This is a genomic window from Microbispora bryophytorum, from assembly GCF_043197435.1.
GTDB classification, from domain to species: Bacteria; Actinomycetota; Actinomycetes; order Streptosporangiales; family Streptosporangiaceae; genus Microbispora; species Microbispora bryophytorum.
This window is the reverse complement of sequence record NZ_JBICTF010000001.1, coordinates 150,682-163,643: the sequence shown is the minus strand read 5'-3', so window position 1 is coordinate 163,643 and position 12,962 is coordinate 150,682. Positions and strand designations below refer to the sequence as shown.

Genomic DNA, 12,962 nt, shown 5'->3' with positions numbered 1-12,962 from the left:
CGTCCGTCAGCCGCCGAGCACCACGCCGTGGGTTCAGAGCTCGCTGTGGGTTCAGAGCTCGCTGTGGGTTCAGAGCTCGCTGTGGGTTCAGCTCGCCGTGCGTTCAGAGCTTGCGGACACGCCACGCCTCCTCGGCCGCTGCCAGCACACCGTCCAGCGAGGCCCCGCCGCCCGCCGCGACGACCGCGGAGACGGCGCCCTCCACGAACGGCACGTCGGCGATCACGACGTGACCCGGAGCCTGCAGCAGTCTGGCGGTGAGCACCGAGCTGCCGAGGTCGGGGATCAGCACGACGCCGTCTCCCTGGTCCACCTCCTCGATGGCGGCGGTCACCCGGTCGGGGCTGGTGCCGAGACCGCCGTCCTCGGTGCCTCCCGCCGCCGCGAGCGGCACCTGCGCCCCGCCGATCTGCCTGGCCAGATCGGCCACCTCCGCGGCCAGGCCACTGCTGTGTGAAATGAGAACGATGCCAACCATTCGCTGTTCCTGAAGATCGTCCGGCATGGTCGAAAAGTGATCCGGTCGGTGGAGCGCATGGCGCTCGTCACCGGCCCGGGCTCCGCGCGGCCCGGCCGGGGCTCGCGGTCATCGGGAGGCGGCGGCCTTCAGCGCGCCGAACAGCAGAGCCGTCGAGGCGGCGCCGGGATCCTCGTGCCCGACGCTGCGCGGCCCCAGGTAGCTGGCCCGCCCCTTGCGGGCCTGCAACGGGATCGTCGCCCCGGCGCCCTGCTCGGCCGCGGCGGCCGCGGCCTCCAGCGCCTCCTCGGGCTTCAGCCCGACCCGAACGGCCTGGGCCAGCGCCTCGGCGGCCGGGGCGAGGGCGTCGACCATGGTCTTGTCGCCCTCGGCCGCGGCGCCGAGGCGCTGGACGCCGGCCAGGGCCGCGTTCAGGCCCGCGCTCAGCTCGGCCGGCGAGATCTCGGCTGCCTCGCCGAACGCCTTGCCCATCTCGCGGAAGGCGGTGCCGTACAGGGGGCCCGAGGCGCCGCCGACCTTGCGGATGAGCGTGGAGCCGACGAGGACGAGGAGCGCGCCCGGGGTCTGCGGGGAGGCGCCGGCCAGCGCCTCCCGCGCGGCGGTGAACCCGCGGTCGAGGTTGGCGCCGTGGTCGGCGTCGCCGATCGCGGCGTCCAGTTGGGTGAGGTGGTCGCGCCACGCCCGCACGGCGGCGGCGATCTCCTCGATCCAGGCGGCGAAGAACTGGGTGTTCACGAGGGGACTCCAGAGGTCTCGGATGGCGGTCAGCGGCCCCAGCGCAGCGCCGGTGTCTCCACCGGCGCGTCCCAGAGCCGGGTGAGCTCGCCGGTCAGCGAGCACGTCGTCACCGAGAAGCCTTGCATGTCGAGGCTGGTCACGTAGTTGCCGACCAGGCTGCGCACGGCCGTCGCGCCCTTGTCCCGCAGGTACGCCTCCACCTCGGCGAAGACGATGTACAGCTCGATGAGCGGGGTCCCGCCCATGCCGTTGACCATGACGAGCGTCTCGCCGGACAGCGGCAGGTCGGCGTCGATCGCGTCCATGGCGGTACGCGCGATCTCGCGGGCCTCGCGCATCGGGGCCCGGGTCCGGCCGGGCTCGCCGTGGATGCCGATGCCGAGCTCGATTTCCGTGTCGCTCAGCTCGAAGGTGGGCTTGCCCGCGGCCGGGACCGTGCCGGGCGTCAGCGCCACGCCGAACGAGCGGCTGCGCTCGTTGACCTCCCGGGCGACCCGCGCCACCTCGGCCAGGGGCGCGCCGGTCTCGGCCAGCGCGCCGGCGATCTTCTCGACGAACAGCGTGGCGCCGGTGCCCCGGCGGCCCGCGGTGAACAGGGAGTCCTGCACCGCCACGTCGTCGTTGACGAGCACGGTCGCCACCTCGACGCCCTCGTCGCCGCTGAGCTCGGCCGCCATCTCGAAGTTCAGCACGTCGCCCGTGTAGTTCTTCACGATGTGCAGCACGCCGGCGCCGCCGTCCACGCCCTTGGCGGCCTCGATGAGCTGGTCGGGGACGGGGGAGGTGAAGACCTCTCCGGGGCAGGCCGCGTCGAGCATGCCGTAGCCCACGAACCCGGCGTGCAGCGGTTCGTGTCCGGAACCGCCGCCGGAGACCAGGCCGACCTTGCCCGGCCGGGGGGCGTCGGCGCGGAAGACGACCTTGTTCTCGATATCGACGCGGAGCGAGGGGTGTGCCGCGGCGAGGCCGCGCAGTGCGTCGGTGACGACGGAATCGACACTGTTGATGAGCTTTTTCATGATGCGGTCCCTACTGCCGTGGTCGTGCTCTCCAGCTTCGTCCTTCCTCGCGAGGCCGCAAGCGCCGTGTAGGCGAGTGCCCCGACCAGGCCGCCCGCGAACTCCCCGATGAAGGAGGCCGGCAGCCGGTCCCGGCTCACCCGCGGCGGTAGCCGCCACGGGCCCGGATCGCGAGATGCACGCCGAGGGCGACGGCCGGACAGCACAGCACGACCGCCAGCAGCACGGCGGTGCCGTAGTCGTCGGGCCACCCGGCGCTCCAGCCACGGAACGGCAGGTAGATCGCGGCGAAGGTCAGCGGCGCCGCGATGATCGAGCTCAGTCCCCGCGTACTGGAGTAGACGACGGCGGCGGCCAGCCCGACGCTCCCGCCCATCACGAGGAGCGCGCCCAGGATCGTGAACGGCAGCCCGAAGATGCCCGGCGGGCCCTTCACCGTCATGTAGAGGCCCCCCCAGGTGACGTACCCGGCGGCCACGAACCCGAGCGGCGACCTCCGCCAGCCCCCGGCGAACGCCAGCGCGGCCAGCAGCACGGTGAGCGCGGTGAGGTAGGCCGTCCCCGTCTCCGCCTCGATGTGCTCGCCCGCGTCGAAGAGGGGAGTGGCCGCCTGCTCCGACAGGTCGTCGTATCCCCGCAGACCCAGCCGGTGCCATCGCCCGGAGACGTCGCGCAGCGCCACGCCGTCGCGGCCGTTCGCCACGGCGACGAGGTGCCCCCGGGGCGCGGGCAGGACCGTCACGGCCACGGACCGCGCCGTGTCGCTACTCGCGTAAGGGGCGTAGATCCGGTTCAGGTAGCGCTGCCGGCTGGGGGAGATCTCCCAGGCCGTCGTCCAGGTGGCTCCCGCGTCGTCGGACTGCTCGACCCTGAGCAGTGGCGGGGCCACTCGGTAACAGCGCCTCGGCTCGCCGGGGACACAGGATGTCCGCGACGATTTCTCGGACGGCGGGCTGGTCCAGCGATGCCACGACCGGCCCTGGTCGCTCGTGGCGAGCCCGTCCGGGCCGTAGCCGAGGTACACGACGATCACCGCGTCGTGCGCCTCCACGTGCAAGGCGGACGGAGGGATCGGAGCCGCGGCGGTGGCGGTGACCGCGAAAACCGCCGCGGGCAGGGCGACCAGCAGCCGGGCGCGGCGTGCGGAACGGCCCGGAAGGGAGGACGGTCGTACGGCGTGCCGCCGGACGACCCAGGCGAGACCGAGGGCGGGCAGGGCGAGCAGGTCGGTCGGGTCCGCGACAACGCCGGCGGAGGGGGTGAACAGCGCCCAGATGTCGGCGGCCGCCCGCGCTCCGACCGGCGTGGTCTTCACGAGGGCGAAGACCGCGCCGGTCAGCGCGATCGCCGCCAGCGCGGCCCGCCTGCCCGCCTCCCCGGGGGCGACGGCGGCGCCGCCCGGGGCGGGCGCGGCGGGGCGCTGTACGGCGAGGGTCGCGACGAGCGCCAGCAGCGGCGGGGCGACCAGCATGCCCGCGACGTCGCTCAGCTTGCCGGTGACCACGCCCGGCCACAGGCGCTTGAGCAGGTGGTCGTTGACGAGGAGCACGGCGATCGCGCTCAGCGTCGCGGGGTGACCGAGCCACGCCCCGGCCGTCACCCGGCTCCGATCGGTCATCCGCGCCATCCCGTCCTCCCCGCGCCCCCTGATGATCAACCCGGCGTACGGTTCATCGCGGGCCGGGGCGCGGGCGTTGCACGGGCGTTGCACGGGCGTTGCACGGGCCGGGGATATGGCGTTCCGGGGGGAGGGTGTAGGAGTATCGCAGGGGCGTGAATCAAGGAGGCGTTGATGTCGGTGTTGCGGGATCTGGTGGACGGCATCCGGGGCGGCGGGATCGAGGTGCTCGACCTCACCGCACCGCTGAGCGACACGACGCCGATCCTGCTGCTGCCCGAGCCGTTCGGGCAGACGGTGCCGTTCTCGATGCAGGAGATCAGCCGGTACGACGACCGGGGCACGGCCTGGTACTGGAACAACTTCACCACCGGCGAGCACACCGGCACGCACTTCGACGCGCCCGTCCACTGGGTGACAGGGCGCGACGGCGAGGACGTGTCGCAGGTCGCTCCCGCCAAGCTGATCGCCCCCGCCGTGGTGCTCGACTTCAGCGCGCAGTCGGCCGCCGACCCCGACTTCCTGCTGGAGGTCGACCACGTCAAGGCGTGGGAGGCCGAGCACGGGCCGCTGCCCGACGGCGGCTGGCTGCTGTATCGCACCGGCTGGGACGTGCGCGCCCACGACCAGGCGGAGTTCCTGAACGCCGACGAGACGGGGCCGCACACGCCGGGCATGTCGCCCGCCTGCGCCCGCTACCTCGCCGAGGAGACGCCGATCGCGGGCATCGGGACGGAGACCGTCGGCACCGACGCGGGCGCGGCCCACTCCTTCGACCCCGCCTTCCCCTGCCACTCCTATCTCCTCGGCGCCGGGAAGTACGGCCTGACCCAGTTGCGCAACCTCGACCGGCTGCCGCCGACCGGCGCGGTGGTGATCGCCGGTCCGCTGCCGATCGTCGGCGGCTCGGGCAGCCCGGTCCGCGTGCTCGCGCTGGTGGAGCGGTGAACGTCGCGGAGGCGGTCGGCGCGGTCCTCGCCGCCCTCGGCGTACGGGCGGCCTTCGGCGTCGTCGGCAGCGGCAACTTCCACGTCACCAACGCCCTCGTCGAGCACGGCGTGCGGTACGTCGCGGCGCGGCACGAGGGCGGGGCCGCCACGATGGCCGACGCCTACGCCCGGATGAGCGGCGAGGTCGCCGTGCTCACCGTCCACCAGGGGCCCGGCCTGACCAACGCGCTGACCGGTATCACCGAGGCGGCCAAGAGCCGCACCCCGCTGCTCGTGCTCGCCCCGGAGGTGACCTCGCCCACCTCCAACTTCAGGATCGACCAGACGGCGCTCGCCGAGGCCGTGGGCGCGCACTGCGCCAGGGTCGGCTCGGCCGCCACGGTCGTGGACGACACCGTGATGGCGTTCCTCGCCGCCCTGCTCGGGCGCCGTACGGTGGTGCTCAACCTGCCCCTGGACGTGCAGGCCGAGACGCTGCCCGACGAGGCCGGCGAGGCCGTACGCGAACTGCTGGCCGGCCGGGGCGGCGCGCACCGCGACGTGGCGAGCCGCGTGCCGGCGGCGTGGGGGCTGACGTTTCCCGTCGAGTCGGCGGCCGAGGAGGAGCCGGAGGGACTCACGTCCGACGAGCTGCCGCGGTTGGCGCGGATGCTGGCCGAAGCGGAGCGGCCGGTCTTCGTGGCCGGCCGGGGAGCCCGGGGCGCGCGGCGGGAGCTGGAGGCACTCGGCGAGCGGGTGGGGGCGCTGTTCGCCACCTCGGCGGTCGCCAAGGGCCACTTCCACGGCAGCCCCTGGGATCTCGACGTGAGCGGCGGCTTCGCCACCCCGCTCGCGGCCGAGCTGATCCGCGGCGCCGACCTCGTCGTCGGCTGGGGCTGCTCGTTCACCATGTGGACCACCCGGCACGGCGCGCTGATCGGGCCGGAGACCAGGGTCGTCCAGGTGGACCTCGACCCCGACGCGCTGGGCGTGCACCGCGAGATCGACCTCGGCGTGGTCGGCGACGTACGCGAGACCGCGCGGGCGGTCGCCGCCCTGCTCGGCGAACCGGGCGCGGGGGGCGAGGCGGGGCCGCGCGGTTACCGCACTCCGGAGATCGCCGGGCGCATCGCCCGCGAGGGGCGCTGGCGCGACGTGCCCTACGAGGACCTGGGCACGGAAGGACGCATCGATCCCCGCACGCTGACCATCGGGCTCGACGACCTGCTCCCGCAGGAGCGGCTGGTGGCCGTCGACTCGGGGAACTTCATGGGATATCCGTCGATGTTCCTCACGGTCCCGGACGGCGGCGCGTTCTGCTTCACCCAGGCGTACCAGTCGATCGGGCTCGGCCTGGCCACCGCGATCGGCGCGGCCGTCGCACGGCCCGACCGGCTCGCGGTCGCCGCCCTCGGTGACGGCGGGGCCCTGATGGGCGTCGCCGAACTGGAGACGGTCGTACGGCTCGGCCTGCCGATGGTGGTCGTGGTCTACGACGACGACGGGTACGGCGCGGAGGTCCACCATTTCGGCCCGCACGGGTTCCCGCTCGGCGCGGTCACCTTCCCGCCCGCCGACATCGCGGGGATCGCGCGGGGCTTCGGCTTCGAGGCGGTGACCGTACGGCGGGAGGAGGACCTGTCGGGGGTCGCCGAGTGGCTGAAGGGGCCGCGCGACAGACCCCTGCTCGTCCACGCGAAGGTCACCGCCGACCGGCCGTCGTGGTGGCTGGAGGAGGCGTTCCGCGGCCACTGATCCGGCACGGAACCCGGCCCTGACCCGGCACGGAACCCAGCACGGACTCGGCACGCACCCGGCACGCACTGGCACTGACCCGAAGCGGCGCCCGGCGCTGACTCGCTACGGGCTCGCTGTGGACCCCAAGCGGATCCGGGCAGAAAGAGGACCTTCGGCCCGGATAAGTTACGGGCGAGTAGGTTACGGTTTCAGACATGGCTGAGCTCGTGTACCCGCCGGTCCTGCGGACCGCGCTGACCGCCTTCAAACTGCTCGACCTGAGGTTCCGCCTGGAGGGCACGGAGCGGATACCTCGCAGCGGCGGCGCGGTCCTGGTGAGCAACCACGTCAGCTACCTCGACTTCGTCTTCGCCGGCTTCGCCGCCCTCCCCGCCGGGCGGCTGGTCCGGTTCATGGCGAAGAAGGAGGTCTTCGACCACCCGGTGTCGGGCCCGCTGATGCGGGGCATGCACCACATCCCGGTGGACCGGTCGGCCGGGGCGGGAGCCTACGACGCCGCCGTACGGGCCCTCAAGGACGGTGAGATCATCGGCAACTTCGCCGAGGCGACGATCAGCAGGTCGTTCACGGTCAAGGAGATCAAGAGCGGCCCCGTCCGGATGGCGGCCGACGCCGGGGTGCCCGTGATCCCGGTCGCCCTGTGGGGTGGCCAGCGGCTGTGGACCAAGGGCCGGCCGCGCAAGCTGCTGCAGCGGCACGTCCCGATCACGATCCTGGTCGGCGAGCCGATGCTCGCGGGCCCGGGCGACGACATCGCCTCGCTGACCGGTGATCTTCGGCGGCGGATGGCGGACCTGCTCGACGAGGCCCAGCGGACCTACCCCGACCAGCGGCGGGGCGTGTGGTGGCAGCCGGCCCACCTCGGCGGCACCGCGCCCACGCCGGAGGAGGCCGACGCGCTGGACGCCGCCTCCCGGCCCCGCCGGGAGTAGGGCTCAGGACGTCTGTCCGGTTCCGCAACACGGCCGTTACGCCGGAGGGTTGACCGGCGGTCAAGGGGCGGGGATAACTGAGCCGTGGCTGAGCCCGGGGGACTCGCAACCCGTCACCTTGGAGCCGTGGATGAGCATCGTTCCCCCGCCCCCGCTGGTCGGACGCGCCACTGAGCTGCGGGCTCTCATCGACGCGGTGACCCGTCCACCGGCGGTCGTGCTGGTGGAGGGCGAGGCGGGCATCGGCAAGACCCGGCTCGTCCGCGCCGCGCTCGACCGCCTGCCGTCCGGCGACCGGGCCGTCCTGCTCGGCTACTGCCACCAGATCCGCGAGCCCTTCCCGTACGGGCCGGTCTTCGAGGCGCTGCGGGACATCAGGGGACGGCTCCCGGCGGCGCACCGGCTCAACCCGGTCACCGGCGCGCTCCGCGCCCACCTGCCCGAACTGGCCGGCGCGCTGCCGCCGTCGCCGCAGCCTCTCGACGACCCGCGGGCCGAACGCCACCGGGTCTTCCGCGCGATACGGGCCCTGCTGGCGGCCGTCGGACCGGCCGTGCTCGTCGTCGAGGACCTGCACTGGGCCGACGACGGCACGCTCGACCTGCTGCGCTTCCTGACCGGGCAGCCGCCGCAGGGGCTGGCGGTGGTCGCGACGTGCCGCCGGGACGGCGTCGCAGGCCCGCCGCTCGGCCGGGCCTACCGGCACCAGCCGGACACGGCCAACGTGGTCGTGCGGCTGGCGCCGCTGGACGCGTCCGGCGTGGCCAGTCTGGCCGGTGCGCTGCTGGAGCGGTCCGACCTGTCTGCCGGGTTCGTCACGCGGCTGCACGAGCGCACGGCGGGCATCCCGTTCGTGGTGGAGGAGCTGGTCCGATCCCTGCCCGCCTCGCTGCCCGGCGCGGACGACCCGGACGCGCTCGACCGTGCCGTCGACCGGGCCGGCGTTCCGCTGCTGCTGCGCGAGGCGATGGCCGAGCGGATGGCCGGTCTGTCTCCGGAGGCGGCCAGAGCGGTCCGGGCGGCGGCGGTGCTGCGGCTCCCCGCGGGTGAGCAGTTGATCAACGTGGTCGGCGGCGATCCGGCCGCGCCGAGTCACGCCGGGCCGGACTCCGCCGGGCAGAACTCCGCCGGATCGGGCCCCGCCGGGCCGGGGTCTGCGGGGCCGGGCTCTGCGGGGCTGGAGTCTGCCGGGCTGGCTGAGGCGCTGCGGGCCGGTGTCCTGCACGAGCACCCCGGCGGCCGTTACGGCTTCCGCCACGCGCTGGCCCAGCAGGCCGTCTACGCCGCCATCCCCGGCCCCGAACGCCGGTCGGCGCACGTGCGGGCGATGGCCGCGCTCGCCACGACGGACGCGCCGCCGCTGGTGCAGCTGGCCTTCCACGCCCGGCAGGCCGGCGACACCGACTGCTGGGTGCGCCACGGGACCGCCGCCGCCCAGCAGGCCGCCGCGCTGGGAGACACCGCACTGGCCGTGGAGGTGGTCGAGGGCATGCTCGACGACCCCGACCTGCCGGCGCGCGACCGGGGCCCGCTGGTGCTGATGCTGAGCCGCTTCGCGGCGACGGGCCTGTCGCATCAGCGGGTGGTGCGGCTGCTGCGCCAGGTGCTGCGGGGCGACTTCCTCTCCCGCGACGTGCGGGGCGAGGTGCGGCTCAACCTCGGCGTCGTCCTGTCCAACCAGGCGGGTGACGCCGCCGCGGGGCGGCCGGAGATCATGGCCGCCCTCGCCGAGCTGAACGACCGGCCGACGCTGGCCGCCCGCGGCTGGGCCAGCATGGCGATGCCCGAGTGGGGCGCCGAGTCGCTGGCGGAGCACGCGGAGTGGATGGCCCGTGCGGAGGCGCTCGTCGCCACCGCAGACAACCCGGAGCTGTCGGCCGCGGTCCTGGCCAACCGGGCCTCCTTCGAGATGACGACCGGCTCTCCCGGCGCGTTCGACGTCGCCGCCCGGCTTCCGGCCGAGGACCCGCGCGCCGGGGTACGGCGGGAGGTCGCCAGGGCGTACTGCAACCTGCACGACTCGGCGACGACCGTGGGGCTCTACGCGGCGGCCGAGCGGTTCGCCCGGGAAGGGCGGCGGCTCGCCCTGGAGACCGGCGCACAGTATCCGGCCTTTCTTCTCGACGCCTCCGCGATCCGCAGGGAGTGGCTCACCGGGCGGTGGGACGGCCTGCGCGACCGGGCGGCGTCCCTGGGGGAGTCGGCCACGGAGACGCCGCTGATCGCGGTGGACCTGTGGCTGGTGCTCGGGCTGCTCGCCCTGGCCACGGGCGAGTGGGAGGAGGCGGTCAGGCAGTTCCACCGCGCGGGCCTGGACGCGCCGGAGGCCCGCAACGCCCCGGTCGTGACGGCCGCCGCTGGAGGGCTCGTCGATCTGCACCTCGCCCGGGGGGCGGTGGACGAGGCCGCCGCGGAGGCCGAGCGGGCGGTCACCCGGCTGCGCCGCAAGGGCGTGTGGGTGTGGGGCGCGAGCCTGGTCCCGTCGGCCGTCGTCGCGTTCGCCCGGGCCGGGCGCATGGGGGCGGCGGCGGAGCTGGTGGACGAGTACGCCGCCGGGATCGCGGGCCGGGTGGCGCCCGCCGCGCACGCCGCGCTCGACGCCGCCCGAGGCGCGCTCGCCGCCGCCGCCGGGCCGGGGCTTGCCGACGCCGCCGCCTTCTTCGCCCGGGCCCGCGAGGCGTACGCCGCCCTGCCCCAGCCCTACGCGGCGGCGCGGTCGGCCGAGGGGGAGGCGCGGTCCCGGCTCGCCCTGGGAGACGGCGCCGCGGCCGTCGTCTACCGGGAGGCCGCGGAGCAGTACGGCCGGCTCGGCGCCACGCACGACGCCGCCCGGTGCAGGCGGGTGCTGCGCGACATCGGAGTGGACGTCCCGCTCCCGCGCGGCGGGCGGCGGGGCGCCGGCGCGCTGTCGCAGCGGGAGCGGGAGGTCGCCAGGCTCGTCGCGCTCGGCCGGACCAACCGCGAGATCGCCGATGTGCTCTTCCTGTCCACGCGCACGGTCGAGACCCACGTCGCCACCGTGCTGCGCAAACTCGGCGTGCGGTCGCGGACCCAGATCGCACCGCCCGCCTGACCGGTCCCCGGGACGCGGAGACGCGAGACGCGGGAACTCCGGGACGCACAGACGCGGGACGCGGAGACCCCCAGGACGCGGAACCCCCAGGACGCGGGAACCCCCGGGACCGTGCGGTCCCGGGGGCTGCGCCGCCGTCGCTCAGACCGTGATGGTCCACGAGTCGAGGTAGCCGGTGTCGTAGGTGTACTGGTCACGGACCTCCAGGGTCCAGGTGCCCGCCGCCGTCTGGGTGACCGGGACGGAGTAGGTCCTGGTGCCGAAGGAGCCGCAGCTCCCGCCGCTGGACTTGACCGTGTACCAGGTGCCGTTCGGGCCCTGGAGCCTGATCCGCAGGTCACCGGCGCAGGTGTGCGAGATCGTGATGCTCAGCTGCACCGGGGAGACCGCCGTCCCCGTGGCGGTCGAGGTGATCGGGCTGGTGATGGTGGTCAGGTCGTTGATCGTGTAGTTGGTGCCGTTGGTGAACGTGCGCCCGCCCGAGGTGCCCGACACCGTCAGCGTGTACGACGCGGTGTGGCTGCCCGAGGAGCCGCTGCCGGTGACGGTGACCGTGTACGTCCCCGAGGGCGTGGACGCGCTGGTGGAGACCGTCAGGGTGGAGGAGCCGCCCGAGCTCACCGACGACGGGCTGAAGCTCGCGGTCGCCCCGGACGGGAGCCCGGAGGCGCTGAGGCTCACCGTCTGCGCGCTTCCCGAGGTGGTCGACGTCGCGACCGTGGCGGTGGCCGACTGGCCGGGCGTCACCGTGCTCGCGGTGGGGCTGAGCGACAGCGAGAAGTCGTTGCCCGACGAGCTGCAGCTCGCCTCGCCCGACTGCGCCGGCACGCCGACCGCGTTCCAGGCCGCCTTGGTGGCCGCGCACTCGGCGCTGCTCGCGCCGTACAGCTCGACCGCCGCCGCCAGCGACGCGGTCCTGACGTTGACGTACTTCCAGGTCGAGGTCTTGCGCTGCAGCGCGCCCAGGTAGATCTTGCCGGCCTTCTGGATGCCGACGCCGGTCACCGAGGAGGGACCGCCCGAGCAGATCGGGCTGTTCGGCTTGCCGCCGCCCGGCGAGGAGCCCTCGGCGAGCAGGTAGAACCAGTGGTTGAGCGGGCCGGCCGCGGAGTGGACCTCCGTACTCGGGATCGAGGAGGAATAGCAGTTGGGGTCGCCGGCGAGGGACGGGTTGTACATGTAGCGGATCGGCCCGTCGCCGACGAGGTTGACCTCCTCGCCCACCTGGTAGTCCGGCGGGTCGTTCGGGTTGTTGGCGTACGCCTCGGTGAGCGAGCCGAAGATGTCGCCCGTGGCCTCGTTCAGGCCGCCGTTCTCGTTGCCGGACCCGGCCCCGCCGGGCGTGGTCTGGAAGACGGCGTGGCCGAACTCGTGCGCCACGACGTCGATCGGGGTTGCCTGGCGGGCGTTGTCCTGCGAGTGGCCGAAGTTGGTGTAGCTGCCGTTCCAGTACGCGTTGACGTCGTTCAGGCCCACGCGGGCGGGGAAGCCGCCGCCGCTGCCGTTGATTCCGTTGCGGCCGAGCCAGTCGTGCAGCATGTCCCACTCGCGCTGGACGCTGTAGAGCGCGTCCACGCAGGCGGTCTCCAGGCTGGTTCCGCCGCCGGTGCCCCAGGAGTCGTCGGAACCGGTGTAGGCCGAGCCGTTCTGCCCGCCGCACCTGACGCCGCTGCGGGTGGAGTCGGTCATCGAGTACGAGGTGCCGGAGCCGCTGGTGTTGATGGTGACCGTGCCGTAGTAGTAGCCGTTGCCGGTGCCCGCCTTCACCTGGTCGTAGGAGTCGGCGATCTCACCGGTGGTCGCGTCGACGAAGACGTGCTGGATGCTCGGTCTGCTGTCGGCGATGCCGGAGACCACCGCCTCCCAGGCCAGGCGCGGTGCGCCGCCCCAGGTCAGGACCACCAGGCGCGGGGCCGCGCTGTCGTCGACCCGGGACAGCACGGTCGTCGCCGTCGAGGTGGCGGCCTCGGCGGTGACCGCCGGTTGAGTCGGCACGCCCAGGGGAAGGGCGCCGGAGGCCGCCTCGGTGTCGCGTACGCGCCCGCCCGCGTCGGTGACCACGACCGCGTCGCCGCCCACGATGGGCAGCCCCTTGTACGCGCGCTCGTAGGTGACGTAGTACATGCCGGCGGCCGGCGTGACGGCGGTGCGCCGGTAGGTCTCGCCGGGGGACACGCGCAGGTCGTCCAGGCCGCTCGCGACGGCCTGGTCGGCGGCGGCCGCGGCCCGCTGCGCAGGGTCGTCGGCGATGGACCTGACCGCGCTCTCGCTGCCGGGCGGGGGCTTGGCGGCGGCGTCGGTGGCGGGTGCCACCACACCGGTCACGGCCAGCGCGGCGGCCGCCGCGAGCAGTGCTGTGCGCCTCATGGGCGTCTTCCTTTCTCTGCCTCCCACGTGGCCTCCGCCTTGTGGGCGGG

At 74.3% G+C, this 12,962-nt stretch carries 9 protein-coding genes; 4 read left to right on the top strand and 5 right to left on the bottom strand.

Annotated features, from left to right (window positions below):
* Positions 1-103: 103 nt before the first annotated feature.
* The 4 genes from dhaM to ACGFIB_RS00720 all read right to left on the bottom strand — a co-directional run bounded on the left by dhaM (position 104) and on the right by ACGFIB_RS00720 (position 3,853).
* Positions 104-478, bottom strand: a complete 375-nt coding sequence (dhaM, locus tag ACGFIB_RS00735) for a dihydroxyacetone kinase phosphoryl donor subunit DhaM (RefSeq protein WP_357250415.1) — start codon at positions 476-478, stop codon at positions 104-106.
* A 108-nt stretch (positions 479-586) separates the two neighbouring features.
* Entirely contained in the window at positions 587-1,213 is a 627-nt protein-coding gene (gene dhaL, locus ACGFIB_RS00730; protein WP_393367606.1) for a dihydroxyacetone kinase subunit DhaL, read from the bottom strand.
* 29 nt (positions 1,214-1,242) lie between these two features.
* Positions 1,243-2,235 (bottom strand): dihydroxyacetone kinase subunit DhaK, encoded by a 993-nt coding sequence (gene dhaK, locus ACGFIB_RS00725; RefSeq protein ID WP_393367604.1) that lies wholly within the window; start codon positions 2,233-2,235, stop codon positions 1,243-1,245.
* A 136-nt stretch (positions 2,236-2,371) separates the two neighbouring features.
* A complete protein-coding gene (locus ACGFIB_RS00720) occupies positions 2,372-3,853 on the bottom strand; it encodes a hypothetical protein (RefSeq protein WP_393367602.1) in 1,482 nt (493 codons plus the stop codon).
* Positions 3,854-4,027: 174 nt separating this feature from the next.
* On the opposite strand from ACGFIB_RS00720, the gene ACGFIB_RS00715 reads away from it, so the two are divergent.
* From ACGFIB_RS00715 to ACGFIB_RS00700, 4 genes are all read left to right on the top strand, one after another.
* On the top strand, positions 4,028-4,801 hold the full coding sequence (locus ACGFIB_RS00715) for a cyclase family protein (RefSeq protein ID WP_393367600.1): 774 nt from the start codon (positions 4,028-4,030) through the stop codon (positions 4,799-4,801).
* Positions 4,798-6,537, top strand: a complete 1,740-nt coding sequence (locus tag ACGFIB_RS00710; RefSeq protein WP_393367598.1) for a thiamine pyrophosphate-binding protein — start codon at positions 4,798-4,800, stop codon at positions 6,535-6,537. Before ACGFIB_RS00715 ends, ACGFIB_RS00710 begins: the two co-directional genes overlap by 4 nt.
* Before the next feature lie 197 nt (positions 6,538-6,734).
* On the top strand, positions 6,735-7,472 hold the full coding sequence (locus ACGFIB_RS00705; protein ID WP_393367596.1) for a lysophospholipid acyltransferase family protein: 738 nt from the start codon (positions 6,735-6,737) through the stop codon (positions 7,470-7,472).
* Positions 7,473-7,602: 130 nt separating this feature from the next.
* Entirely contained in the window at positions 7,603-10,545 is a 2,943-nt protein-coding gene (locus ACGFIB_RS00700; RefSeq protein WP_393367594.1) for a helix-turn-helix transcriptional regulator, read from the top strand.
* Between the two features lie 141 nt (positions 10,546-10,686).
* On the opposite strand, the gene ACGFIB_RS00695 is transcribed toward ACGFIB_RS00700, so the two are convergent.
* Positions 10,687-12,912, bottom strand: coding sequence for a M4 family metallopeptidase (locus ACGFIB_RS00695; protein ID WP_393367592.1), 2,226 nt, complete (start codon positions 12,910-12,912; stop codon positions 10,687-10,689).
* Between the last annotated feature and the right edge of the window lie 50 nt (positions 12,913-12,962).

What these genes read in the sequence shown, in the direction of transcription:
- dhaK (WP_393367604.1), bottom strand. Translation starts at nt 2,235, where the DNA reads ATGAAAAAGCTCATCAACAGTGTCGATTCCGTCGTCACCGACGCACTG.
- ACGFIB_RS00720 (WP_393367602.1), bottom strand. Translation starts at nt 3,853, where the DNA reads ATGACCGATCGGAGCCGGGTGACGGCCGGGGCGTGGCTCGGTCACCCC.
- ACGFIB_RS00705 (WP_393367596.1), top strand. Translation starts at nt 6,735, where the DNA reads ATGGCTGAGCTCGTGTACCCGCCGGTCCTGCGGACCGCGCTGACCGCC.
- ACGFIB_RS00695 (WP_393367592.1), bottom strand. Translation starts at nt 12,912, where the DNA reads ATGAGGCGCACAGCACTGCTCGCGGCGGCCGCCGCGCTGGCCGTGACC.
- ACGFIB_RS00715 (WP_393367600.1), top strand. Translation starts at nt 4,028, where the DNA reads ATGTCGGTGTTGCGGGATCTGGTGGACGGCATCCGGGGCGGCGGGATC.
- dhaM (WP_357250415.1), bottom strand. Translation starts at nt 478, where the DNA reads ATGGTTGGCATCGTTCTCATTTCACACAGCAGTGGCCTGGCCGCGGAG.
- ACGFIB_RS00700 (WP_393367594.1), top strand. Translation starts at nt 7,603, where the DNA reads ATGAGCATCGTTCCCCCGCCCCCGCTGGTCGGACGCGCCACTGAGCTG.